Below are 24,108 nucleotides of genomic sequence, written 5' to 3'. Positions count from 1 at the left end.
ACGATGGCCGTTGCGGTGGGGCCCACCTGCCGTGCCCGCGCCAGTGTCCATAACACGACCCAGTGCCAGGCCCGATTGGCAAGGAGACCAACCTCAGTGTCCGTCTTCAACAAGCTCATGCGTGCAGGCGAAGGCAAGATCCTGCGCAAACTGCACCGCATCGCGGACCAGGTCAACTCCATCGAAGAGGACTTCGTCAACCTCTCCGACGCCGAGTTGCGGGCGCTCACAGACGAATACAAGGAGCGCTACGCCGACGGCGAAAGTCTGGACGACCTGCTCCCCGAGGCGTTCGCGACCGTCCGCGAGGCCGCCAAGCGCGTCCTCGGCCAGCGCCACTACGACGTACAGATGATGGGCGGCGCCGCGCTGCACCTCGGACACGTCGCCGAGATGAAGACCGGTGAGGGCAAGACCCTCGTCGGCACGCTGCCCGCGTACCTCAACGCCCTCTCGGGCAAGGGCGTCCACCTGATCACGGTGAATGACTATCTGGCCGAGCGCGACTCCGAGATGATGGGCCGCGTCCACAAGTTCCTGGGCCTGAGCGTCGGCTGCATCCTCGCCAACATGACTCCGGCGCAACGTCGCGAACAGTACAACTGCGACATTACGTACGGCACGAACAACGAGTTCGGCTTCGACTACCTGCGCGACAACATGGCTTGGTCCAAGGACGAGCTCGTCCAGCGCGGCCACAACTACGCCATCGTCGACGAGGTGGACTCGATCCTCGTCGACGAGGCCCGTACGCCGCTGATCATCTCCGGCCCCGCCGACCAGGCCACCAAGTGGTACGGCGACTTCGCCAAGCTGGTCACGCGCCTGACCAAGGGCGAGGCGGGCAACACGCTCAAGGGCATCGAGGAGACCGGCGACTACGAGGTCGACGAGAAGAAGCGGACCGTCGCCATCCATGAGCCGGGTGTCGCGAAGGTCGAGGACTGGCTGGGCATCGACAACCTCTACGAGTCGGTGAACACCCCGCTCGTCGGGTACCTGAACAACGCGATCAAGGCCAAGGAACTCTTCAAGAAGGACAAGGACTACGTCGTCATCGACGGCGAAGTCATGATCGTCGACGAGCACACCGGCCGTATCCTCGCCGGCCGCCGCTACAACGAGGGCATGCACCAGGCGATCGAGGCGAAGGAAGGGGTGGACATCAAGGACGAGAACCAGACCCTCGCCACGATCACCCTGCAGAACTTCTTCCGCCTCTACGGCAAGCTCTCCGGCATGACCGGTACGGCGATGACCGAGGCCGCCGAGTTCCACCAGATCTACAAGCTGGGCGTCGTGCCGATCCCGACGAACAGGCCGATGGTCCGTAAGGACCAGTCCGACCTGATCTACCGCACCGAGGTCGCCAAGTTCTCGGCCGTTGTCGACGACATCGTCGAGAAGCACGAGAAGGGCCAGCCGATCCTGGTCGGCACCACCTCGGTCGAGAAGTCCGAGTACCTCTCGCAGCAGCTCAACAAGCGAGGCGTCCAGCACGAGGTCCTCAACGCCAAGCAGCACGACCGGGAGGCGACGATCGTCGCCCAGGCCGGCCGCAAGGGCGCGGTCACGGTCGCGACGAACATGGCCGGACGTGGTACCGACATCAAGCTCGGCGGCAACCCCGACGACCTCGCAGAGGCGGAGCTGCGCCAGCGCGGCCTGGACCCGGTCGAGCATGTCGAGGAGTGGGCCGCGGCCCTGCCCGCCGCGCTGGAGCGCGCCGAGGAGGCCGTCAGGGCCGAGCACGACGAGGTGACCGACCTCGGCGGGCTCTATGTGCTGGGCACCGAGCGGCACGAGTCACGGCGTATCGACAACCAGCTGCGCGGTCGCTCAGGCCGTCAGGGCGACCCGGGCGAGTCCCGCTTCTACCTCTCCCTGGGTGACGACCTGATGCGGCTGTTCAAGGCGCAGATGGTCGAGCGCGTGATGTCGATGGCCAACGTCCCCGACGACGTGCCGATCGAGAACAAGATGGTCACGCGCGCGATCGCGTCGGCCCAGTCGCAGGTCGAGCAGCAGAACTTCGAGACGCGTAAGAACGTCCTGAAGTACGACGAGGTCCTCAACCGGCAGCGCGAGGTCATCTACGCCGAGCGCCGCCGCGTCCTGGAGGGCGAGGACCTGCACGAGCAGGTGCGCCACTTCATGGACGACACCATCGACGCGTACATCCAGGCGGAGACCGTCGAGGGCTTCGCGGAGGAGTGGGACCTGGACCGGCTGTGGGGCGCGTTCAAGCAGCTCTACCCGGTGAAGGCCACCGTCGAGGAGCTGGAGGAGGCGGCCGGCGACCGGGCCGGGATCACCGCCGAATTCATCGCCGAGTCCATCAAGGACGACATCCACGAGCAGTACGACGAGCGCGAGAAGCAGCTCGGCTCGGACATCATGCGTGAGCTCGAGCGGCGCGTGGTGCTGTCCGTACTGGACCGCAAGTGGCGCGAGCACCTCTACGAGATGGACTATCTCCAGGAGGGCATCGGCCTGCGCGCCATGGCGCAGAAGGACCCGCTGGTGGAGTACCAGCGCGAGGGCTTCGACATGTTCACCGCCATGATGGAGGGCATCAAGGAGGAGTCCGTCGGCTATCTGTTCAACCTGGAGGTCCAGGTCGAGCAGCAGGTCGAGGAGGTCCCGGTGCAGGACGCGGCGGAGCGGACCTCGCTCGCCAAGGAGGACGCGGTTCCGGCGGGCGCGTCCCGTCCGGAGATCCGCGCGAAGGGGCTCGACGCCCCGCAGCGGCCCGACCGGCTGCACTTCTCCGCGCCCACGGTGGACGGGGAGGGCGGTGTCGTCGAGGGCGACTTCGACAGCGACGGGCAGCCTGCGCGGTCGGATTCGGACGGGCTGACGCGGGCGGAGCGGCGCAAGGCGCAGAAGGGCGGCGGGCGCCGCCGCAAGAAGTAGCGCCTGTACGAGAGTCGTAAGGCCGGGGCCGGACATCCATTGCGGTGTCCGGCCCCGGCCGTTTCTCTTTCCGTTCTCTTTGCGCTCAGGGGCCGGCGGTGGCGCGGCCCAGGCCGAGGCGGCGCGCGGTCCGGGTCATCGCCTGCGACATCCTCGACGGCATCGAGTCGGGTGCGGGGACGGTGACGGGGCGCACCCGGCCGTTGTGGATGGCGGTGATCCGCCAGCCGTCGTCGGTGTTCACGACGACGATCGTCTGGCGCGACAGGCGGCGCTTGGGGAGCTTGGAGCGCCACGGCATGAGCACGGACGCGGTGCCGTACACGATCGCGACGTCGGGCGTGACGTAGCGGATCGCCTCGATCTCGCCGACGAGGGCGGAGCCGGTGAGCACCCCGCGGAACAGCTTGTCGTGGTTGGCCTGGTGCTCGGCGAGCCCCACGGCTCGTGTGCCGTCGTACGAGACGTAGTCCGAGTCCGCGGTGAAGCAGGCGCCGAAGGCGACCGCGTCGCCGTCGGTCCAGGTCTGCATGAAGCGCTGGAAGAGGTCCTCGATGTGCCCGTCGACGCGACCGTCGCTCTTGTGCTGCTGGGTACCCATGGCTTTGCCCTCCTGGTGCTATCCTTACGATCAACGAAACTTACGATATCAGAAAGATTCGAATGTCGAAAGAAGCGTTTGTGGAGAGCGTCGCTCAGCAGCTCCGGTCGCTGCAGCAGAGCTTTGACGCGTTCGACGAGGCGGCCGCCGCGCGGCTCGGGGTGAACCGCACCGACCTGCGCTGTCTCGACCTGGTGCTGGGCAAGGGGCCGCTGTCGGCCGGTGAGCTGAGCACCGCGCTGAAGCTCAGTCCGGCAGCGACGACGACGGTCATCGACCGCCTGGAGCGGGCCGGCCTGGTCGCCCGTACGCGCGACGCGGCCAACCGGCGGCGGGTACTGGTCACGGCCACGGAGGCCGCGGGTGCGGCCGAGGCGGAGGTCTATCTGCCGGTGGGTGCCGCGGGGGCTGAGGCGTTGAGCCGCTACGACGAGGAGCAGCTCGCCACGATCCTGGACTTCCTGCAGGTGGCGCGGCAGGTGCAGGAAATCCAGGCGGCGCGGCTGGCCGCGGAGTGAGTGCGGCGCTTGTTGGGGGGCGGCGGTGTGTGGGCCGCGGCCGTCGGCCGGACTGGGCTGCCTGGCCGGCGGCCGCCGGTCGTTAGCCGGCCGCGTGTACGCTCACGCGTTCACCGCCCAGCTCGACCGCAGCGCAGCGCCAGCGCTGGTCCGCACCCTGTTCGAGGCGGAAGGCCATCGCGCTGACCCGGTCGCCCGAGCCGATTCTGGCGAAGGCCTCGATCACACCGGGGCCCGGGTGGTACTCGCCGCAGTGGCGGACGACCGGCGTCACCCGCTCCGCCGGCCGCAGCGGGGCTCCCGGGGCGAGCCGCACCAGCTGTTCGTACGCCTCCCCGATCGTGTGTCCGAGCATCCAGTGCACCGGCCGCTGGCCGCTGAGCACCGCGAGCAGGCGGTCGGCGAACCAGTAGTGCGGCCTGTGCTGCCGCCGTGCGCGTGCCATCGCCGCTGCCGCCACCACGGCGGGACGGCGCTGGTCGCGCCGTCCTGCGGGCCGGGTCCTGTCCATGCAGATCGCCCCCGTTGAGCCGGGCCCGGCCGATACCGGGCGGTAACTTCGTTGGTGATCTTCTACGGCTCGGGCTGCGCCGTCCGCAATGCGTGCTGTCCGACGAGGAGGCGGCGCCGTAGATCACCTATCAGGGTGACGAGAGGCGGCCTGGGGCCGTCGCCGGGCGGGGCGGGGCCTTTGTCCGCTGACGGTGCGCGAGGCCGGGAGCGGCACTCCGAAGGGGGACCTCGCACGTATCCTGAGGGCGTCTCCGACTACGAAAGCGGCCAGCCATGCGCGTCTACGTTCCCCTGACCCTCTCCGGTCTCGCAGAGGCGCACAAGGCGGGCGAACTGGGGCCCGGCCCGCTGACCGCCTATGCCGTCACTCCCGGGCTGCGCGAGTGGTACGTCTCCGACGACATCGAGGAGCTCGAGTACGCCGCGCTGAACCGCGCCGCGGCCGCGTCGCTGCGGCTGCTCGCCGGTGACCCTGGCGCGGCCCGGCGCCGGGTGGTCGTCGCCATCGACGTACCGGACCAGGACGCGGTCGCCGACCCCGACCGGGTGCTCGTCGCGAGCGCGCTGGGCGAGGTGCGGGTCGGATCCGCGGTGCCGCTGGCCAAGGCGGCGGCGGTCCATGTCGATGGCGACGACGCGGTCGGCGACGTGTCCGCGGCGGCGGACGCGCTGGGGGCGGCGGACCAGGGCGACGACGACGCGCAGTTCACGGTGGACGGGGCGGAGGACCACGAGCTGCTCTGGTACGGGGTGCAGGAGATCCCGAACCTCATCGGCTGAGGCAGGCGCCCGGTCCGCCTGAAGCGCCCGGTTTCCGGTCCGGGCCGTGCGTTGTCAGACCCGGCCGGTACCGTTTTCGTATGGGGAAGCACAACACGCATCTGGTCTGGGACTGGAACGGCACACTGCTCGACGACATCAAGGCGGTCATCGGGGCGACGAACGCCGCCTTCGCGGAGATAGGCCTGGAGCCGATCACGCTCGAGCGCTACCGCGAGCTGTACTGCGTGCCGATTCCCCGGTTCTACGAGCGGCTGATGGGCCGACTGCCGTCGGACGCGGAGTGGGAGGTCATGGACGAGGCCTTCCACCGTCACTACAGCGAGCACCGGATCGGCTGCGGGCTGACCGAGGGCGTCGAGGAGCTTCTCCGGGAATGGCAGTTGGCCGGGCGCAGCCAGTCGCTGCTGAGCATGTACGGGCACGAGCAGCTGGTCCCGGTCGTACGGGGGTACGGCATCGAGAGCCACTTCATCCGCGTGGACGGGCGGACCGGGCCGTCCGGCGGCGGCAAGGCGCTCCACATGGAGCGCCACCTCCGGGCGCTGGACGGGGCTGTCCAGCCGGGTCGCACGGTGGTGATCGGCGACGCGGTCGACGACGCGGTGGCGGCGGCGCACGTGGGCGCGCTGGCGGTGCTGTACACGGGCGGCTCGCACAGCAGGTCCAGCCTGGAGGCGGTGGGTGTGCCGGTGGTGGACACGCTTGCCGAGGCGGTGGAGGAGGCCTTGCGCCTGGCGGCGTGAGGCCCGCACGCACGAGTCCGTGGCCGGGGCAGCCCCGACCGCCCCGCTTTCAGACGCGCGCCGCGGTCCGCCTCGCCGCTGGATGAGTCCGCCCGGCACCAGGCCAGGCGCCAGCCGGCCCCGACCGCCCCGCCGCTCTCAGACGCGCGCCGCGGTCCGACCGCTGCGCTACGCCACCGGTGCCTTCGCTCGTAGCACCTTCAGGAACTCCCGCATCCAGGCCGAGTGGTCCGGCCAGGCACGGGAGGAGACCAGAGTGCCGTCGACCACCGCCTCCACGTCCTGGAAGCTGGCCCCCGCTGCCTGCATGTCCAGTTCCAGGGCTGGGTATGCGGTGACCCGGCGGCCCTCCAGGCTGCCGATCGCCGCCGTCAGCAGCGGGCCGTGGCAGATCTGGGCCACCGGTTTGTCCGCGTCGAAGAAGGACTTCAGGATCTTGCGGAGCTCAGGGTCGTTGCGCAGGTACTCCGGGGCGCGGCCGCCCGGGATCACCAGCGCTGTGTACTGTCCGGGGTCGACCTCCGAGAAGGCGAGGTCCGCGGGCCAGGTGTAGCCCGGCTTCTCGGTGTACGTGTCGAAGCCCGGCTCGAAGTCGTGCACGACGAACTGCAGCTGCTTGCGGGCGGGGGCCGCGATGTCGACCTCGTACCCCTCCTCCCGCAGCCGTTGGTACGGGTAGAGGACTTCGAGGGACTCGGCTGCGTCGCCGGTGACGATCAGGATCTTCGCTGTCATGGCTGCTCCCGGTGTCGGGCTGTCGACGGTTCCCCTGCCGTGGGTGCAGGGCGGTGGCGCCGCTCGCGGGGGCGCCGTGTCGTCACCGCCAACCTGCACCGCGGCGGGCTGTTTGCCAAGAGTGGGCCTTTGTCGCTGTCCAGAGTGTCAAACTTCCGGCCCCGCTTTTGTACACATACGGCTCATGACGGGTCGGGGGGGCGGGGAGATAGCCTTGACCCGTGATCAGCGCTATATGCCGTGGGGGCAGCGAAGCCCCCGGCCTGCGCCCGGAGCGCCACAGCGCCCGGGCGATCGTTGATCTTCTCGTTCCGGCCCGGCTGCCAAAATTGGCCAATAACGGCTCGGACATCTCTCATCGCGGCATAGCGTCGACTCCGACCGGATACCCCGCGTCGTGGCGTTGCGTCGTTTCTTTCCCCTACGTCACGCAACGGCGCGCGACAGGAGCCAGAGGACATGCAGACCAAGCTGGACGAAGCCAAGGCCGAGCTGCTCACACGGGCCGCCCGGGTAGCTGAGAACAGCCCGGTCGGGGGGCACCTTCCGACTGGGGCCGAGCAAGGGAAGCGTCCGGACCAGGACACCCTGCTCTCGTACCTCCAGCGCTACTACCTGCACACCGCTCCCGAGGACCTCGCTGACCGCGACCCGGTCGACATCTTTGGCGCGGCACTTTCCCACTACCGGCTCGCCGAAAACCGCCCGCAGGGGACGGCCAATGTGCGGGTCCACACCCCGACCATCGAGGAGAACGGCTGGACGTGCAGCCACTCCGTGGTCGAGGTCGTCACCGACGACATGCCCTTCCTCGTCGACTCGGTCACCAATGAGCTCTCCCGGCAGGGCCGCGGTATCCATGTAGTGATCCACCCGCAGGTCATCGTCCGCCGGGATGTCACGGGCAAGCTCATCGAGGTGCTGCCCAGCGAGACCAATGGCAGGGCCAAGGCCGAGGGCAGGGCGCTGCCGCACGACGCGCTCGTCGAGTCCTGGATCCACGTCGAGTTCGACCGCGAGACCGACCGGGCCGATCTGAAGCAGATCACCTCCGACCTGCTGCGCGTCCTGTCGGACGTGCGCGAGGCCGTCGAGGACTGGGAGAAGATGCGCGACGCCGCGCTGCGCATCGCCGAAGAGCTGCCGAGCGAGCCGACCGCCGACGATCTGCGCGACCAGGAGCTCGAGGAGGCGCGCGAGCTGCTGCGCTGGCTCGCCGACGACCACTTCACCTTCCTCGGCTACCGGGAGTACGAGCTCACCGAGAACGACTCGCTGGCCGCCGTGCCCGGCACCGGCCTCGGCATTCTGCGCTCCGACCCCCACCACAGCGCCGACGAGACCCACCCGGTCAGCCCGTCCTTCAGCCGGCTGCCCGCCGACGCTCGCAAGAAGGCCCGCGAGCACAAGCTGCTCGTACTGACCAAGGCCAACAGCCGCTCGACCGTGCACCGGCCCAGCTACCTCGATTATGTGGGCGTCAAGAAGTTCAACGCCAAGGGCGAGGTCGTCGGCGAGCGCCGTTTCCTCGGCCTGTTCTCCTCCGCCGCGTACACCGAGTCCGTCCGCCGGGTCCCGGTCATCCGCCGCAAGGTCGCCGAGGTCCTGGAGGGCGCCGGCTTCTCGCCCCACAGCCACGACGGCCGCGACCTGCTGCAGATCCTGGAGACCTACCCGCGCGACGAGCTCTTCCAGACGCCCGTCGACCAGCTGCGCTCCATCGTCACCAGCGTGCTCTACCTCCAAGAGCGCCGACGGCTGCGGCTCTACCTGCGCCAGGACGAGTACGGCCGTTACTACTCGGCGCTCGTCTACCTGCCTCGCGACCGCTACACCACCGGCGTCCGGCTGCGGATCATCGACATCCTCAAGGAGGAACTGGGCGGCACCAACGTCGACTTCACCGCCTGGAACACCGAGTCGATCCTTTCCCGGCTGCACTTCGTGGTCCGCGTCCCGGTCGGCACCGAGCTGCCCGACCTCACCGACGCCGACAAGGAGCGCATCGAGGCCCGGCTGGTGGAGGCAGCCCGTTCCTGGGCCGACGGATTCGCCGAGGCGCTGAACGCCGAGGTCGGCGAGGAGCGCGCGGCCGAACTGCTGCGCCGTTACGCCAACGCCTTCCCGGAGGGCTACAAGGCCGACCACTCGCCGCGCGCCGCCGTCGCCGACCTGGTCCACCTCGAGCAACTGACCCAGTCCGGCAAGGAATTCTCGCTCTCCCTGTACGAGCCGGTCGGCGCGGGCCCCGGCGAGCGCCGCTTCAAGATCTACCGCATCGGCGAGCAGGTCTCGCTCTCCGCCGTGCTGCCGGTGCTGCAGCGGCTGGGCTGCGAGGTCGTCGACGAGCGTCCGCACGAGCTGCGCTGCTCGGACCGTACGAGCGCGTGGATCTACGACTTCGGGCTGCGTATGCCGAAGGCCACGGCCAACGGCGACTACCTCGCCGACGACGCCCGCGAGCGTTTCCAGGACGCCTTCGCCGCCGTCTGGACCGGCGACGCGGAGAACGACGGCTTCAACTCCCTTGTGCTGGGCGCCGGTTTGAACTGGCGGGAGGCGATGGTGCTGCGCGCGTACGCCAAGTACCTGCGCCAGGCCGGTTCGACCTTCAGCCAGGACTACATGGAGGACACCCTCCGTACCAACGTCCACACCACCCGGCTGCTGGTCTCCCTCTTCGAGGCGAGGATGTCGCCGGACCGCCAGCGCGCGGGCACCGAGCTGACCGACGGTCTGCTCGAGGAGCTCGACGGGGCGCTCGACCAGGTCGTGAGCCTGGACGAGGACCGGATCCTGCGCTCCTTCCTCACTGTCATCAAGGCGACGCTGCGCACCAATTTCTTCCAGGAGGCGGGGGGCTTCACGCAGCACGGCTATGTGTCGATGAAGTTCGACCCGCAGGCCATCCCGGATCTGCCGGCGCCCCGCCCGGCGTACGAGATCTGGGTCTACTCCCCGCGCGTCGAGGGTGTGCACCTGCGCTTCGGCAAGGTCGCGCGCGGCGGGCTGCGCTGGTCCGACCGCCGTGAGGACTTCCGTACGGAAATCCTCGGCCTGGTCAAGGCGCAGATGGTCAAGAACACCGTGATCGTGCCGGTCGGCGCGAAGGGCGGGTTCGTCGCCAAGCAGCTCCCTGACCCGTCGGTGGACCGGGACGCCTGGCTGGCCGAGGGCATCGCCTGCTACAAGATCTTCATCTCCGCGCTGCTCGACATCACCGACAACCTGGTGGCGGGCGAGGTCGTGCCGCCGGCCGATGTCGTACGCCACGACGGGGACGACGCCTACCTCGTCGTCGCCGCCGACAAGGGCACCGCGACGTTCTCCGACATCGCCAACGAGGTCGCGCTCTCGTACAACTTCTGGCTCGGTGACGCCTTCGCCTCGGGCGGCTCCGCCGGATACGACCACAAGGGCATGGGCATCACCGCCCGCGGCGCGTGGGAGTCCGTCGAGCGGCACTTCCGCGAGCTCGGCCACGACACCCAGACCCAGGACTTCACGGTCGTCGGCGTCGGCGACATGTCCGGCGACGTGTTCGGCAACGGCATGCTGCTCAGCGAGCACATCCGGCTGGTCGCGGCCTTCGACCACCGGCACATCTTCATCGACCCGAACCCGGACGCCGCCCTCTCGTACGCCGAGCGCCGCCGGCTCTTCGAGCTGCCCCGCTCCTCCTGGGCCGACTACAACAAGGAGCTGCTGTCGCAGGGCGGCGGCATCCACCCCCGCAGCGCCAAGTCGATCCCGGTCAACGCGCAGATGCGCGAGGCGCTCGGCATCAAGGCGGGCATCGCCAAGATGACGCCCGCCGAGCTGATGAAGGCGATCCTCAAGGCCCCGGTGGACCTGCTGTGGAACGGCGGCATCGGTACGTACGTCAAGGCCTCCACCGAGTCCAACGCGGACGTCGGCGACAAGGCCAACGACGCGATCCGCGTCAACGGCGAGGACCTGCGGGTCAAGGTCGTCGGCGAGGGCGGCAACCTGGGTCTGACCCAGCTCGGCCGGATCGAGTTCGACCGCCACGGCGGCAAGATCAACACCGACGCCATCGACAACAGCGCGGGCGTGGACACCTCCGACCACGAGGTGAACATCAAGATCCTGCTCAACGGCCTGGTGTCGGACGGCGATCTGACCGTCAAGCAGCGCAACAAGCAGCTTGCCGAGATGACCGACGAGGTCGGCAAGCTCGTGCTGCGCAACAACTACGCGCAGAACGTCGCCCTGGCCAACGCCGTCGTCCAGGCGCCGAGTCTGCTCCACGCCCACCAGCGCTTCATTCGGCGCCTGGAGCGCGAAGGGCGGCTCGACCGCAGACTTGAATTCCTGCCGACCGACCGGCAGATCCGTGAACTGCTCAACGCGGGCAAGGGACTCAGCCAGCCCGAGCTGGCCGTTCTGCTCGCCTACACCAAGATCACGGTGGCGGACGAGCTGATCAAGACGCCCCTGCCGGACGACCCGTATCTGCGCCGGCTGCTGCACGCGTACTTCCCGAGGCCGCTGCGCGAGAGGTTCCCCGAGGCGATCGACGGGCATGCGCTGCGCCGCGAGATCGTCACGACGGTGCTGGTCAACGACACGGTGAACACCGGTGGTTCGACCTTCCTGCACCGGCTGCGGGAGGAGACGGGCGCGTCGGTCGAGGAGATCGTGCGGGCGCAGACCGCGGCCCGGGAGATCTTCGGTCTCGGCGCGGTGTGGGACGCCGTCGAGGCCCTCGACAACAAGGTCGCGGCCGACGTCCAGACCCGTGTCCGGCTGCACTCGCGCCGCCTCGTCGAGCGCGGTACGCGTTGGCTGCTGGGCAACCGGCCGCAGCCGCTGGAGCTCGCCGAGACCATCGACTTCTTCGCCGAGCGCGTGGAGCAGGTCTGGGGCGAGCTGCCGAAGATGCTGCGCGGCGCCGACCTGGAGTGGTACGAGCGCATCCTGGAGGAGCTCACCGATGCGGGCGTGCCCGAGGAACTCGCGCTGCGGGTTGCCGGGTTCTCCTCCGCCTTCCCGACGCTCGACATCGTCGCGATCGCGGACCGTACGAAGAAGGAGCCGATGGCGGTCGCCGAGGTGTACTACGACCTCGCCGACCGGCTGCAGATCACTCAGCTGATGGACCGGATCATCGAGCTGCCGCGGGCCGACCGCTGGCAGTCGATGGCCCGCGCCTCCATCCGCGAGGACCTGTACGCAGCGCACGCCATGCTCACCGCGGATGTGCTCTCCGTCGGCAACGGCGCCTCGACGCCGGAGGAGCGGTTCAAGGCGTGGGAGCAGAAGAACTCGGCGATCCTGGGCCGGGCGCGCTCGACGCTGGAGGAGATCCAGAGCTCGGACACGTTCGACCTGGCGAACCTGTCGGTGGCGATGCGGACGATGCGGCAGCTGCTGCGGATGCACAGCTGACGCGGTGACTGGCGAAGGCTGACCGGCGAAGGCTGACCGGCGGCCGCCGCCCGGTGGCCGGTTTGTCCTCAATCGCCGGACGGGCTTGATTTCAAGCCCGTCCGGCGATTGAGCGTTCTGCTCAGTCGGCCCGGGTGGCCGTGGCCGCCCACAGCCGATGGCAGGAGAGCAGCGCCGCGGCGAGCAGCAGCCCGTTCCGTACGACCATGAGCAGCAGGCCGAGTGGAGAGCCGGCCAGCACGTCGTCGTACAGCAGGGGGTAGGCGAGCGCGCTCAGCGCGGCAGCGGGCAGCATCAGGAGCGCGACCGGGCGCTGGGTGGTGTGCCGGGAGGTGAGGCAGACCGCGGCCAGGCCGAGCAGCCAGATCAGATACTGCGGGCTGATGACGCGGCTGGTGACGGTGAAGAGCAGTACGGCTGCGAACGCGGCGTCGAAGGGCGTGGCCGGTGTCCAGCGCATTGCCCGGACCCGCCACAGCAGCAGCCAGCACACCGCGGCGGCGGTCAGCAGCAGGGAGATCCGCGCCATGCTCGGCACATAGGGGCCGACGAACTCGAAGGCTCCGTACTGGAATCTGACCGAGCCCGACCAGCCCGCCTTCCGCGCCAGCTGGAGCGCGGTCCCGCCGAGCGACTCGATCTGCACACCCCGCGCGCCCTGCTGGCGCAGAAAGTCCAGGCTGTGCGTGAGGGCTAGGGACAGCACGGCGAGCAGCGCGGCGGCGGAGGCGGCCGCGGAGAGCCAGGCGGCGCGTGTCGTACGTCCCCGGGGCGTGCCCAGCACGGTGAGCAGCGGCCACACCTTGATCATCGCGCCGAGCCCGGCGAGCGCGCCGCCGGTCAGCGGCCGGTTCCGCACGGCAAGCAGCGCGAGCACGGCGACGGCGGTGACCTGGACGTCGTAGCGCGCGTAGGGGAGGTGCAGCAGCAGCGGCAGTCCGCACACCCACAGCCAGGCGCCGCGCACACCGGCCCGGGCGAGGGAGAGCGTGATGACGGCGTCGGCGGCGAGGGTGAGCGCGACGAAGGCCTGGAAGTACGTCAGCCAGGGCAGCGCGCCGGGGGAGAGGAAGACGAGCGCGGCGCCGGGCGGGTACTGCCAGGTGACGTCGTTCAGGGGGAAGGCGCCCTGGGCGAGCTGTTCGTACCAGCGCCGGTAGAGGGTGTGCACCTCGCCGGCGACGCCGCTGTCGCCTACGCGGTCGACGACAAGCAGGGCGAGCATGCCGACGCGGGTGGCCGCCCAGACGGCGGCGAGGGCGGCGGCTTGCCGGGGGTGGGGGCGGGTGCCGCCGCGGCGTGCGGTGCCGGCGTCTGAGATCCCCGGCGCCTGGGGGAGGCCGAAGGCGGGCGGGGGCGGGCCGATCCGATGGGTCGTCATCGGCCGGTACTTTAGCCCTCTTTAAAGCTATTTCGACAGATTTTCTGGCGCTTCGTGCCGCTTCTCGCCGCTCCCTGCCGCGTCTCGCGGCGCCCCTGCTACTTCTTGCCGCCGGTGAACTCTTCGTACGCGGCGACGACTTCCTTCGCCGGGCCGTCCATCCGCAGCGTCCCCGCCTCCAGCCAGATGGCGCGGTCGCAGGTTTCGGTGATCGTGCCGTTGCTGTGGCTGACCAGGAAGACCGTGCCCGCCTCCGCGCGCAGCTCGTCGATCCGCTCCTGGCTGCGCCGCCGGAAGCGGGCGTCGCCGGTGGACAGCGCCTCGTCGATCAGCAGGACGTCATGGCTCTTGGCGGCGGCGATGGAGAACCGCAGCCGGGCGCCCATGCCGGAGGAGTACGTACGCATCGGCAGCGAGATGAAGTCGCCCTTGTCGTTGATCCCCGAGAAGTCGACGATGTCGTCGTAGCGCGCGTGGATCTGCTCGCGCGTCATGCCCATCGCGAGGCCGCCGAGGATGACATTGCGCTCGCCGGTCAGGTCGGCCATCAGTGCGGCGTTCACGCCGAGCAGGGAGGGCTGGCCCTGGGTGAAGACCTTGCCCTCTGAGGGCGGCAGCAGACCCGCGATCGCCTTGAGCAGGGTCGACTTTCCCGAGCCGTTGGAGCCGATCAGGCCGATGGCCTCGCCCTTGTACGCGGCGAAGCTGACGCCCTTGACGGCGTGCACCTCGCGCCCGCCGGGGGCGGACTTGCGGGAGATGATCCGGCTGAGGGCGGTGGTGGCGCTGCCCCGGCCGGTGCGGGCGCCGTTCACTTTGTACGTGACATGGACGCCGTCGACGACGACGGTGGGGACGCGTGTGGTGGTGCGGGAGTCAGCCACGGCCGTACTCCTCCTCTGCCTTCCAGAAGTACACGAATCCGCCGGCCCCGAAGAGCACCGCCCAGAACAGGGCGAGAGCCCATACGTGCGGGGGGAGGTGGGCGGCGGTGAAGCTGTCGATGAGGGCGAAGCGCACCAGGTCGATGTAGACGGCGGCGGGGTTGCACTCCAGCGCGAGCATCACGAGGTGGGGCAGCTTGTTGTGGCTGAGCACCTTGTCGATGGACCACATCACGCCGGAGACGTACATCCAGGTGCGCAGGACGAACGGCATCAGCTGGGCGATGTCCGGGGTCCGGCTGGCCAGTCGCGCCATGATCATCGAGAGGCCGGTGTTGAAGCCGGCCTGCAGGAGCAGTGCGGGAATCGCGAGCAGCCAGCTGACGTGCGGGTACTCCCCGACGGCGATCAGGATCCCGACCAGCGCGGCGAGTGAGAAGAGCAGCTGCTGGAGCTGCTGGAGCGCGATGGCGATGGGGAGGCTGGCGCGGGGGAAGTGCAGAGCCCGTACGAGGCCGATGTTGCCGGAGATCGCGCGGGTGCCGGCCATGATCGAGCTGGAGGTGAAGGTCCAGATGAAGACGCCGGTCACGAGGAACGGGACGAAGTCGGCGACGCCGTTCTTGGTGTCGAGCAGCACGCCGAAGATGAAGTAGTAGACCGTCGCGTTGAGCAGGGGGGTCATGACCTGCCAGACCTGGCCGAGCTTGGCCTGGCTGTACTGGGCGGTCAGCCGGGCGGTGGCGAAGGCGACGATGAAGTGGCGGCGGGACCAGAGCCGGCGGACGTAGGCGGGGAGGGTGGGGCGGGCGCCGCTGACGGTGAGGCCGTGGCGGACCGCGAGCGCGGTGAGGTCCGTCTGGGGTCTGTGCAGTTCCGGCTGTGGCCGGGCGATGGTCTGGCTGCTCACGGTGCTCGCTTTCCACAGGGCGGGGGCGGCGGCAGCGATGGGACGGACCCGTTTCGTCGCTACGGGGAGAGTAGGACGGAGATACGTCGCGACGCAACCGTCTCGTCGTCCCGCTATGCTCTGCGCATGACCACGGATCCTGGAACCCCACGTCGTGCGCCGGCGGGAGCCGCAGTGCTCCGGGAAGACGTGACCGACGCCATTCGCGCCGCCGTCTTCGAGGAGCTGGCGGCGGTGGGCTTCGCGCGGATGTCGATCGAGGGGATCGCTCGGCGGGCGGGCGTCGGCAAGACGGCGGTCTACCGGCGGTGGAAGTCGAAGCTGTCGCTGGTGCTGGACCTGGTCTCGGCGTTCGCGGTGCAGGGGTTGCCGGCGCCGGCGACGGGTTCGCTGTACGGGGACGTACGGGCGCTCCTGGAGGTGGCGTCGCACGCCCTGCGCCACCCGGTGGCCTCGCAGGTCATCCCTGACCTGCTGGTGGAGGCGGCCCGCCACCCGGAAATCTCGGACGCGATCAAGGCGGCGCTGCTGGACAGCCAGCAGGGGGTGGCGGCAGTGGTGGTACGGGACGCGGTGGCGCGCGGCGAACTGCCGGAGTCGACGGACCCGGACCGGGCGCTGGACGTGATTGTGGGGCCGCTGTACTGGCGGCTGGTGGTGGTGCGGGCGGGGTTGCCGAAGGGGTACTTGGACGAGCTGGCGCGGTCGGCGGTGGCGGCGCTTCGGGCGTGACGGGGCGTTTCCCCCTACCCCGCCCCTTCCCGAACGGGTGCGAGACCCCCGGGCCCCGCCGCGCGGCGGGACCCGGACAGCGGAGGCCTCCGGCCCCGCGGGACGGGGGTGAATACGGCGTGGGGCAGTTTCACACCGCGATTGGCGGCCCCGGGCCCGTGGGTACCCGCCGACAATCCGCGGCGGCTTCGGTCCCGCTGGGTGCGGCAGCTTCGCTCCGCGGGACGGGTCGTCGGCGTCGCGGACAGGGACGGGCCCCTGGCCTCCGGCCGCAGCGCCACCCGGGTGGCGGCGGCCCCGTCAGACGCCGACCGCCCGGGCCACCGCCCCGGTGCGCACCGACCCCGCGCCGCCGGGCCTCGGGCCCGGGAGCGCCGCGAACCTCGCCCCGCGCAACCGCGGCCCCGGTCAGGCTTCGGCCAGGGGCGCCGTCGTCAGTGGTGCCGGGGCTACTTGACCGCTCCCGCCATCACTCCCGTCACGAACTGCCGCTGGAACGCGAAGAACACCGCCAGCGGGATGATCATCGAAACGAACGCTCCCGGCGCCAGCACGTCGATGTTGTTGCCGAACTGCCTCACCTGGCGCTGCAGCGCCACCGTGATCGGTGCGCTCTCCGAGTCCGCGAAGATCAGCGCGACCAGCATGTCGTTCCACACCCACAGGAACTGGAAGATGCCGAGCGACGCGATCGCCGGGCCGCCCAGTGGCATCACCACGCGGGTGAAGAGCCGGATCTCGCCCGCCCCGTCCAGCCGCGCCGCCTCCAGCAGTTCCCTCGGGATCTCCGCGAAGAAGTTCCGCAGCAGGAAGATCGCGAACGGGAGCCCGAACGCCACATGGAAGATGATCACGCCGATCGTCGTCTCGAAGATGCCGATCTGGCCGAACAGCCTGGAGACCGGCACCAGCGCCACCTGGACCGGGACCACCAGGAGGGCGACCACCGCGATGAACCACCAGTCGCGGCCCGGGAAGTCCATCCAGGCGAAGGCGTAACCGGCCAGCGAGCCGATCACCACCACCAGGAGCGTCGCCGGGACGGTGATCAGCACGCTGGACAGCAGGGAGTCGGTGATCGCCTCGTTGTCCAGCAGACGCGAGTAGTTGTCGAAGGTGACCTGCGCGGGCGTCGTGAAAACCTTCCACCAGCCGCTCTCGCCGATGTCCGCCGGCCCCCGCAGCGAGGACAGCAGCAGCCCGATCGTCGGCATCAGCCAGAACAGGCCCACCAGGACCAGGAAGACGCGCATCACGCCACCGCCCGTGCGCGCCGCGATCCGTGCGGGGAGGGACTGCTTCGCCTTCACCACACCGTCGGTCGTGGTCATCGGCGGGCCTCCCTTCGCATGCGCCGGATGTTGAACAGCATCACCGGGATCACCAGCAGCAACAGCAGGACGGCGATCGCGCTGCCGAGCCCCAGGTGCGAGTCCGTGCCGAACGACGACCGGTACAGCTGGAGCGCAAGCACGTTCGCGTCGTCCTGGGCCGAGCCCGGCGCGATGATGAAGACCAGGTCGAAGATCTTCAGCACATTGATCATCAGGGTGACCAGCACCACCGCGAGTACGGGCGCCAGCAGCGGGACCGTCACCCTGCGGAAGACCTGCCACTCGTTCGCGCCGTCCACCCGCGCCGCTTCCAGCAGTTCACGCGGCACGCTCGCCAGGCCCGCCGCGATCAGCACCATCGCGAAGCCCGCCCACATCCACACGTAACTGCCGATGATCGCCGGAGTGACGAGCGAAGGGCCGAGCCAGTTGACGCCGTTGTACGGCTCCCTGAAGTTGTCGGCGGGCAGCCGCAGTTGAGCCCCCTCCGCGGACGCCGGCAGCGTGAACGTACCGTCCGCGCCCGCCCGCGCGGACGCGACGACCTTGCCGTCCTTGACCGCCTCCACCTTGATGCCCTTGAGGCCGAACTCCTGCGTGTCGATGGCGTTCGGCTTGCCGCCGCCGCCCTTGGTGAAGTCCAGCCACGCGGTCCCGCGGATCTTCCCGTCGTCCGGCTGCGCCGTCTTCGCGGGCTTCGCGTCGGACGGCATCTTCGCCGGCGCGACGCCGACCAGCGGCAGCAGCGCCTCCTTGCCCGCAGTCACCGGCTCCTTCGTGACGAAAGAGCCGCCGCCGCCCGCCTCGAGCGGATGCACCGGCAGCGGATGCGCCTTGGGGAAGCCGGCCGACTCGGCGAACGTGTCGTGCACGCCCACCCAGACCGCGTTGGCGACCCCCCGGTCCGGATCCTGTTCGTACACCAGCCGGAAGATGATGCCCGCGGCGAGCATCGAGATCGCCATCGGCATGAAGACGATCAGCTTGAAGGCCGTGCCCCAGCGGACCCGCTCGGTGAGCACGGCGAAGATCAGTCCGAGCGCCGTCGAGACGGTCGGCGCGACCACCACCCAGATCGCGTTGTTCTTGACCGCGGTCAGGATGGAGTCCTCGGTGAAGATCTCCTTGTAGTTGTCCAGCCCGGCGAAACCGCTGCCGGCTTGGTCGAAGAAGGACCGGTAGACCGAGTACCCGATCGGGTAGACCACGAGCGCACCCAGCAGCACCAGCGCGGGCAGCAGAAAGCCGGCCGCGACGATTTTACGTGTGCCTGTCACGCTCTTGCGCTTGCCGACGGGGGGCTGCGGGCTCGCCGAGCCCCCCGCGGTCGCCGCGGCTGTCACCCGCGTCAGCTCTTGTACGCCTTGGCCGCGTCCGACTCCAGCTTCTGCTGGGCCCCCGCGACGTCCTTCGGGTTCTTCAGGAAGTCCTGCAGTGCCTTCCACTCACCCTTGCCGGGCGTGCCACCGAACGACTGCGGCATCTGGTCCGACATGTCGAAGCGGAAGTCGTCGCCCGCCTCGATCAGCGCTTTCGCGATGTCGCGCTGCACATCATTGGGGTACGCGGCGAGGTCCAGGGCCTTGTTCGGGGAGATGAACCCGCCCGACGAGGCCGAGATCTTCGCCGCGTCCGGAGAGGCGAGGAAGGTCAGCAGCGCCTGCGCGCCCTTGGAGTCCTTCAGCGCCACGGCCGCGTCTCCGCCCGTCACCACCGGAGGCTCCGCGCCGACCGCCGGGAACGGGAACACCTTCGCGTCCGTACCGATCTTGGCTTCGGTCTGCGCGATGTTGACGGTCACGAAGTCGCCCTCGAAGACCATCGCGCCCTTGGGCTGGTCGCCCCCGCTGAAGGTCTGGGTGACCGATGCCGGGAACTCCGTCTGCAGCGCGCCGTCCGCGCCGCCCGCGATCAGGGCGGGCTTGCCGAAGAGCTCGCCGAGCGTGGTCAGCGCGGTCTTCACGGAAGGGTCGGTCCACTTGATCTTGTGCTGGGCGAGCTGGTCGTACTTCTCCGGGCCCGCCTGGGAGAGATAGACGTTCTCGAACCAGTCGGTGAGCGTCCAGCCGTCCGCGCCGGCCACCGAGACGGGGGTGACGCCCGAGGCGGAGATCGTCTCGGCCGCCGACAGGAAGTCCTTCCAGGTCTTCGGCTCCTGCGCGCCCGCGTTCTCGAAGGCGGCGCTGTTGTACCAGACCAGGGACTTGTTGGCGGCCTTGTAGTACACGCCGTACTGCGTGCCGTCCACGGCGCCGAGATCCTGCCAGCCCTTGGAGTAGTTCTTCGCCAGCTGCGCCTTGGCCTCCGCGCCGACGGGCTTGGCCCATTTACGCTGTACGGCCTGCTGGATCGCGCCCACCTGGGGGAGCATCGCGACATCGGGCGGACTGCCGCCCGCGATCTTCGTACCGAGGAAGTTGACGATCGGGTCCTGCGCGGGGACGAATGTGACCGTGGCCCCGGTCCGCTTCTCGAACTCCTTGAGGACCTTGGTGAAGTTCTCCTGCTCGGGGCCGCTCCAGACCGCGGCAACTTCTATCTTCTCGCCGTTCAGCTTGGGCAGTTGGACGGTTGCCGAGGACTCCTTGCCCTTGCTCTCGCCCGGTTTCGCCGTGTCGTCCTTGTTGTCGCCGCAGCCGGTGATGGCGAGGGCGCCGATGGCGGCGAACACCACTGCGGCCCTGCCCGTAGTCGTACGAAGAGTTGTGCGCATCACTGCCCCGTCTCTTCCGTGCGCTGTCCCGTGCGCTGTCCCGTGACCGACAGGTGTACGCCCGGTATCCGGGGGCCGCAATACCGCATCAGGCGTCAACAAGGCTTTTGTGATGGCCTTGTGACGTGATGTCAGGTCAAAGGCCGGACCTGTGCTGCCGGTCAGGGGCGGGCCGGAGTCAGCGGCGGAACCGGAGCCGCGTCCACCGATCGTGCAGCTCGCTCCAGGGCACTGGCCAAGAGCGCCAAGTCCGTTGGGCCATTGCCCAGTTCACGTACGGGACGACGGGTCGGCGGATCACCCATCCGCTCCCACTCGAGCGGCACCACAGTGGGACGCAAGGTCGCCGTACGCGGAATGCGTCCGGTGACCCGGCCGCTCTGGAACGGCGTCACCCGGCCGTCCGGATGTCCGAGCCTGCCGCGACCCGGAGCGGGGTCCTCCGGTCCCGGTGAGGCGGGCGGCGCGTCCAGCACGACGCGCAGCCGCGCGCCCTGCGCGAGCTCCGTGTCCGCCGTGCGGTCGGGGCGGGCGGATGTCGCCACCAGATGTACGCCGAGCCGCTCACCGTCGCGGGCAACGGCATCCAGCGCCCGTACGACCGAACCGGCCGCGGGGCGTCCCGGGCTGCCGAGCGCCGGGGCGACCAGTGCGTCGAAGTCGTCCGCCAGCACGACGAGCCGGGGCAGCGGGGCAGGCCCCTGCGCCTTCGTACGAGCGCCGGGGCGCAGCCGGAGCGTGCCGCTGGAAGAGGAGTCCAAGTCGCCGCGCTGCTCGGCGGCGCTCGGCGGGCGCTGGCCCACCATCCGGTCGGCCAGCTCGCGCTGCGTGTGCCACTCGGCGAAGCCCACGCTGCCGAGCAGCTCGGACCGGCGCTTCAGCTCGGCCCCCAGCGCCTGCGCGAAGGCCCGCATCCGGACCGGGTCGGAGGCCACCAAGTGCTCGGTGACATGCGGGAGTTCCGCACAGGCCGCGAGCCCTTCGCCACGCTCGCCGCCCGCGCCGTCGACCAGCAGCAGACCGAGCCGGTCGGGGCGGCCCGCGGCGGCCAGCGAGGCCGCGACGGAACGCAGCAGCTCGGTACGGCCACTGCCGGCCGGGCCCTCGATCAGCAGATGCGGGCCCTCTTCGATCAGATCGACGGCCAGCGGGCCGTACGGACCCGCGCCGAGCACGGCGGTGCCGTCGCCCGCGGACGCCCAGCGCGCCATCAGCGATGCGGGCGTGGCGCGGGCCAGGCCCAGCTCGTCGAGGAGCCGCGCGGACCGGGGCAGCGCCACGGCCCTGCCCGGGTGAGCGCCCGTGCTCCCGCCCTCGGCGCGCAGGGGTGCAAGCGCGCGGCCGAAGCGCTCCGCCCAGGCCGCCGACACCGCGTCCACCGCGCCGACCGTGCCGTGCCCGGCGGGCTGCCCGCCGGCCGTACGCATCAGGCGCAGCGCGGTCGCCACATCGCCGCTCAGCAGGGCGACCGCCCCGCACTCGCGGAAGGCGAGCGAGGCCGCGCACGCAGTCTCGTACGTCGCGGCGACGGGGGACGCGGGCGAGGCGGCCGGGGTCTCGGCCAGACAGATCAGATGGATCCCGGCGGCCGAGCCTGCGCCGGCGAGGCGGGCCGTCGTCTCGCGCAGCACGGCCGAGCCCGGGTCACCGTCGACGATGACGACGGTGCGGGCCCCTTCGTACCGCGCGGCGGCCTCGGCGAGGGACCTGCGATCGGCGCTCGGCCAGCTGGGACCGAGCGGGCCGTCGTCCAGCCTGCGGGTGAGCTCCGCGCTGCGGGCGGTGGCCTGGTCCCGGTCGTACGCGAGCAGAAGCCGGCAGTCCTGGCCGTGGGCGGGCCGCAGATGCGGCAGCCAGCCGAGCCAGGCCCACTCGGCCCTGCGCTCCTCCAGGCTCCGGGTCCGGTCCGTGCTGATCAGCACGATCTCCAGGTCCACCGGCGAGTGCAGCGCGGCGAGCTGGGCCACGGCGGACCTGGCGAGACCGGCCAGCCGCGACCGCGGTCCCGCGAGCCCCAGTGAACCGGCCTCCCGCAGGCCGACGGTCACCGGCACGGCCGGCAGCTCGGCCCGGTCGGCGGTGCCGAGCCGTACGACGAGTGACTCGCGATGCCCGGGCCCGCGCTCCCAGAGCCGCGGTCCGGGGCCGAGCGCGGTGAGCAGGACGGCTGCGGGGTCGGGCCAGCTCTCGACGACAGGCCCGGCGCTGAGGGACGGACCGGGCTGCGGCGCGACCTCGGCGACGGGCTCCTCCCGCCCACCGGCCAGCCGCCGCGCCCAGGCACCTATGCCACGTCGGCGCCCGACACCCTGGGGCAGCCGGGTCCCGTGCGCGGGAGTGCCATGCCCCTTGGGCCCGCCGGAGGGAGGCTCGTCCTGACCGTCGGCGGCCCTGGCATGCACGGCGTCGCCCTGGGGGCCGCCCGCGGGGTGGCTCGGGTACAGCGTCCCGGCGTCGCCCTGGCCGGCGCTGGTGGGTGCGGACGGGGCGTAGGGGTCGTACTGGCCGGGCACGCGGGGGGTGGTGTTGTACGGGGCGGCGTACGCGTCGGAGCCGGGGCCACCGGGGGCGTACGCGTCGGGGCCGGAGCCGTCCTGCGAACCGGCGGAGCCGGTGCCGTACGGAGCCGGCCCGTCGGGACGGCGAGGGTCCTGTGCGGGGCCGCCAGGGCCTGAACCGGCCGCGCCGGAGGCATACGGAGCCGACCCGGCAGCGCCCGAGCCGCCCTGTCCCGACCCCGCAGCGCCCGAGCCGCCCGGCCCGGAGGCATGCGCGGCCGACCCGCCGCCGCCCGATTCCGCCGGCCTGTCAGGGCCTTCCGCGCCAGTGCCCCGCGTCACCCGCAGGTGTCCCTCACCGTCCGGAGCCGTGGCCAGGCCCGGCGTCCGGTCGCACGGGGCCAGGCGGAGCGTCGACTCGCCCAGCCGCAGCAGCGCGCCCGCGGGCAGGCGGACCGGGCGCGCGCTCACCGGTGTGCCGTCCAGCGTCGTGCCGTTCGTCGAGCCGAGGTCCGCGATCGTGACGCGGCCGTCCTCGGCGACCGTGACCGCGCAGTGCAGCCGCGATACGTCAGGGTCGTCCAGCGGCACGTCCGCATCGGCGGAGCGGCCGATCCTGATCTGGCCGCCGTGCAGCAGATGGACGCCGCCCGCGTCCGGGCCCGCCACCACATGGAGCTGGGCGGCCGCGTCCTCGACGGGCGACTCGTCATCGCGGGGGACCTGGAGAGAGAGCACCGCGCCGTCCACCAGCGGAGGCTCGCCCAGGGTGCGGCGCTGGGCGTCGAGCCGCTCCTGGCCCGCGTACAGCACGACCGAGCCCGAGACGTCCGGGCCGGAGACGGCCGCCGCCAGACCGGAAGCCACGGCGGCCAGCGCCGTCCCGGCGGGCGCGGTGATCAGCACGTCACACGCGCGCCCCGCAGAGGCCTGTCCCGCGGAGCCCTGTCTCGCCGAGGACTGTCCCGCATAAGCGTGTCCCGCGGCCGCGGACTGCCCGCTGCACGGCGCGAGGACGGTCAGCCGGATCTGCATCGCCGTCAGCAATCCCTTCTGCGCGGGGTACCCGGCAGGGGAGCCGCCCCGTGATCGCCCCCACCCGGCAGGTCGGCACGCAGCGCGAGGCTCCCTCCCTCACGACTCCGTGCTGAAGGCATCCTCGCACCTGCCACTGACAACACGCCCGGGGGCCACCGGTAAGTGATCTTGATTGGTCGGCTCTGGACGTAAAAATGCCTGGTTGGGATCTGATCCGGAACGTGAGTGATATGCGCGGCACGGCCGTTCGGCAACCATCCGTACGATGCCCGCGTCTTTCTTTCGAACACCGCTGGGCAGGCGAGGGGACGGACAAACGGACAACTGGACGGGCAACTGGACGGACGACCGGCCGGTGTCCCGTCCGGCGGCACTAAAGTGGGTCGGACACCCGGAC

The 24,108-nt window shown here is 70.5% G+C and carries 16 protein-coding genes; 6 read left to right on the top strand and 10 right to left on the bottom strand.

Features of this window, described 5'->3' with window-relative positions; translation table 11 throughout:
- Positions 1–96: 96 nt before the first annotated feature.
- On the top strand, positions 97–2,916 hold the full coding sequence (secA, locus tag ACZ3H8_RS25125; RefSeq protein ID WP_467405407.1) for a preprotein translocase subunit SecA: 2,820 nt from the start codon (positions 97–99) through the stop codon (positions 2,914–2,916).
- Between the two features lie 85 nt (positions 2,917–3,001).
- On the opposite strand, the gene ACZ3H8_RS25120 is transcribed toward secA, so the two are convergent.
- Complete coding sequence (locus ACZ3H8_RS25120; RefSeq protein ID WP_467405405.1) at positions 3,002–3,517, bottom strand: SgcJ/EcaC family oxidoreductase; 516 nt, start codon at positions 3,515–3,517, stop codon at positions 3,002–3,004.
- An 80-nt stretch (positions 3,518–3,597) separates the two neighbouring features.
- On the opposite strand from ACZ3H8_RS25120, the gene ACZ3H8_RS25115 reads away from it, so the two are divergent.
- Positions 3,598–4,035 carry a MarR family winged helix-turn-helix transcriptional regulator gene (locus ACZ3H8_RS25115; RefSeq protein WP_467405402.1) on the top strand — a complete coding sequence of 146 codons (438 nt, stop codon included), beginning with the start codon at positions 3,598–3,600 and terminating at the stop codon, positions 4,033–4,035.
- 82 nt (positions 4,036–4,117) lie between these two features.
- On the opposite strand, the gene ACZ3H8_RS25110 is transcribed toward ACZ3H8_RS25115, so the two are convergent.
- Entirely contained in the window at positions 4,118–4,546 is a 429-nt protein-coding gene (locus tag ACZ3H8_RS25110; RefSeq protein WP_467405400.1) for an Rv3235 family protein, read from the bottom strand.
- A gap of 275 nt (positions 4,547–4,821) precedes the next feature.
- Between ACZ3H8_RS25110 and ACZ3H8_RS25105 the strand changes: the two genes are divergently transcribed.
- Positions 4,822–5,328 (top strand): DUF6912 family protein, encoded by a 507-nt coding sequence (locus ACZ3H8_RS25105; RefSeq protein ID WP_467405397.1) that lies wholly within the window; start codon positions 4,822–4,824, stop codon positions 5,326–5,328.
- An 80-nt stretch (positions 5,329–5,408) separates the two neighbouring features.
- Positions 5,409–6,074: an HAD family hydrolase gene (locus ACZ3H8_RS25100; protein ID WP_398989779.1), complete on the top strand. Its 666-nt coding sequence runs from the start codon at positions 5,409–5,411 to the stop codon at positions 6,072–6,074.
- A gap of 168 nt (positions 6,075–6,242) precedes the next feature.
- Here the strand turns inward: ACZ3H8_RS25100 and ACZ3H8_RS25095 are convergent, their stop codons facing one another.
- Complete coding sequence (locus ACZ3H8_RS25095) at positions 6,243–6,809, bottom strand: DJ-1/PfpI family protein (RefSeq protein ID WP_467405395.1); 567 nt, start codon at positions 6,807–6,809, stop codon at positions 6,243–6,245.
- A 459-nt stretch (positions 6,810–7,268) separates the two neighbouring features.
- Between ACZ3H8_RS25095 and ACZ3H8_RS25090 the strand changes: the two genes are divergently transcribed.
- Positions 7,269–12,221, top strand: coding sequence for an NAD-glutamate dehydrogenase (locus tag ACZ3H8_RS25090; protein ID WP_467405392.1), 4,953 nt, complete (start codon positions 7,269–7,271; stop codon positions 12,219–12,221).
- Between the two features lie 121 nt (positions 12,222–12,342).
- Here the strand turns inward: ACZ3H8_RS25090 and ACZ3H8_RS25085 are convergent, their stop codons facing one another.
- The 3 genes from ACZ3H8_RS25085 to ACZ3H8_RS25075 all read right to left on the bottom strand — a co-directional run bounded on the left by ACZ3H8_RS25085 (position 12,343) and on the right by ACZ3H8_RS25075 (position 15,396).
- Entirely contained in the window at positions 12,343–13,602 is a 1,260-nt protein-coding gene (locus tag ACZ3H8_RS25085) for a glycosyltransferase 87 family protein (protein ID WP_467405391.1), read from the bottom strand.
- A 98-nt stretch (positions 13,603–13,700) separates the two neighbouring features.
- Positions 13,701–14,486, bottom strand: coding sequence for an ABC transporter ATP-binding protein (locus tag ACZ3H8_RS25080; RefSeq protein WP_467405389.1), 786 nt, complete (start codon positions 14,484–14,486; stop codon positions 13,701–13,703).
- Positions 14,479–15,396, bottom strand: a complete 918-nt coding sequence (locus ACZ3H8_RS25075) for an ABC transporter permease (RefSeq protein WP_467405386.1) — start codon at positions 15,394–15,396, stop codon at positions 14,479–14,481. Before ACZ3H8_RS25075 ends, ACZ3H8_RS25080 begins: the two co-directional genes overlap by 8 nt.
- A 126-nt stretch (positions 15,397–15,522) precedes the next feature.
- Between ACZ3H8_RS25075 and ACZ3H8_RS25070 the strand changes: the two genes are divergently transcribed.
- Positions 15,523–16,128, top strand: coding sequence for a TetR/AcrR family transcriptional regulator (locus ACZ3H8_RS25070; RefSeq protein ID WP_467405384.1), 606 nt, complete (start codon positions 15,523–15,525; stop codon positions 16,126–16,128).
- Positions 16,129–16,577: 449 nt separating this feature from the next.
- On the opposite strand, the gene ACZ3H8_RS25065 is transcribed toward ACZ3H8_RS25070, so the two are convergent.
- The 4 genes from ACZ3H8_RS25065 to ACZ3H8_RS25050 all read right to left on the bottom strand — a co-directional run bounded on the left by ACZ3H8_RS25065 (position 16,578) and on the right by ACZ3H8_RS25050 (position 23,708).
- Entirely contained in the window at positions 16,578–17,459 is an 882-nt protein-coding gene (locus tag ACZ3H8_RS25065) for a carbohydrate ABC transporter permease (RefSeq protein WP_307663093.1), read from the bottom strand.
- Positions 17,456–18,739, bottom strand: a complete 1,284-nt coding sequence (locus ACZ3H8_RS25060; RefSeq protein ID WP_467405381.1) for a carbohydrate ABC transporter permease — start codon at positions 18,737–18,739, stop codon at positions 17,456–17,458. The genes ACZ3H8_RS25065 and ACZ3H8_RS25060 overlap by 4 nt, the downstream gene beginning before the upstream one ends.
- A 71-nt stretch (positions 18,740–18,810) precedes the next feature.
- Positions 18,811–20,175 (bottom strand): ABC transporter substrate-binding protein, encoded by a 1,365-nt coding sequence (locus ACZ3H8_RS25055; RefSeq protein WP_467405380.1) that lies wholly within the window; start codon positions 20,173–20,175, stop codon positions 18,811–18,813.
- A gap of 161 nt (positions 20,176–20,336) precedes the next feature.
- Entirely contained in the window at positions 20,337–23,708 is a 3,372-nt protein-coding gene (locus ACZ3H8_RS25050) for an FHA domain-containing protein (RefSeq protein WP_467405377.1), read from the bottom strand.
- Between the last annotated feature and the right edge of the window lie 400 nt (positions 23,709–24,108).

Source organism: Streptomyces sp. NPDC002868 (assembly GCF_055563295.1).
The sequence above is the reverse complement of the archived record's forward strand: the minus strand, read 5'-3'. Positions and strand labels throughout refer to the sequence as shown.

Excerpts from the sequence above, each read along its gene's own strand:
- ACZ3H8_RS25050 (WP_467405377.1), bottom strand. The coding sequence starts at position 23,708 with ATGCAGATCCGGCTGACCGTCCTCGCGCCGTGCAGCGGGCAGTCCGCG.
- ACZ3H8_RS25085 (WP_467405391.1), bottom strand. The coding sequence starts at position 13,602 with ATGACGACCCATCGGATCGGCCCGCCCCCGCCCGCCTTCGGCCTCCCC.
- ACZ3H8_RS25105 (WP_467405397.1), top strand. The coding sequence starts at position 4,822 with ATGCGCGTCTACGTTCCCCTGACCCTCTCCGGTCTCGCAGAGGCGCAC.
- ACZ3H8_RS25065 (WP_307663093.1), bottom strand. The coding sequence starts at position 17,459 with ATGACCACGACCGACGGTGTGGTGAAGGCGAAGCAGTCCCTCCCCGCA.
- ACZ3H8_RS25070 (WP_467405384.1), top strand. The coding sequence starts at position 15,523 with ATGACCACGGATCCTGGAACCCCACGTCGTGCGCCGGCGGGAGCCGCA.
- ACZ3H8_RS25095 (WP_467405395.1), bottom strand. The coding sequence starts at position 6,809 with ATGACAGCGAAGATCCTGATCGTCACCGGCGACGCAGCCGAGTCCCTC.
- ACZ3H8_RS25120 (WP_467405405.1), bottom strand. The coding sequence starts at position 3,517 with ATGGGTACCCAGCAGCACAAGAGCGACGGTCGCGTCGACGGGCACATC.
- ACZ3H8_RS25090 (WP_467405392.1), top strand. The coding sequence starts at position 7,269 with ATGCAGACCAAGCTGGACGAAGCCAAGGCCGAGCTGCTCACACGGGCC.
- ACZ3H8_RS25100 (WP_398989779.1), top strand. The coding sequence starts at position 5,409 with ATGGGGAAGCACAACACGCATCTGGTCTGGGACTGGAACGGCACACTG.
- ACZ3H8_RS25110 (WP_467405400.1), bottom strand. The coding sequence starts at position 4,546 with ATGGACAGGACCCGGCCCGCAGGACGGCGCGACCAGCGCCGTCCCGCC.
- ACZ3H8_RS25055 (WP_467405380.1), bottom strand. The coding sequence starts at position 20,175 with ATGCGCACAACTCTTCGTACGACTACGGGCAGGGCCGCAGTGGTGTTC.